This window comes from Soonwooa sp. T0.1_25 (assembly GCF_057652215.1).
The window spans coordinates 1-253 of sequence record NZ_JBYFBZ010000095.1 but is presented as its reverse complement, the minus strand read 5'-3'; the positions used below and the strand labels follow the sequence as shown (position 1 = coordinate 253).

Annotated in this window: 1 protein-coding gene; it reads left to right on the top strand. The window is 61.7% G+C overall.

Features of this window, described 5'->3' with window-relative positions; genetic code table 11:
- A partial coding sequence (locus AC23MB_RS14485) for an aminopeptidase N C-terminal domain-containing protein (protein ID WP_487787669.1) occupies positions 1-253 on the top strand: 253 nt, incomplete at both ends.

Genomic DNA, 253 nt, shown 5'->3' with positions numbered 1-253 from the left:
CCCTGATTGGTGCGTTTGCCGGGCAGAACCTGGTCAACTTCCATGCGGCAGACGGTTCCGGCTACCGCTTCCTGGCGGACCTGGTGATTGAGCTCAATGCACTCAACCCGCAGATCGCCTCGCGGCAACTGGCACCGCTGACTCGCTGGCGCAAGTACGACGCTGCGCGTCAGGCGCTGATGAAGGGTGAGCTGGAGCGCATTCTTGCCTCCGGCGCGCTGTCCAGTGATGTCTATGAAGTGGTCAGCAAAAG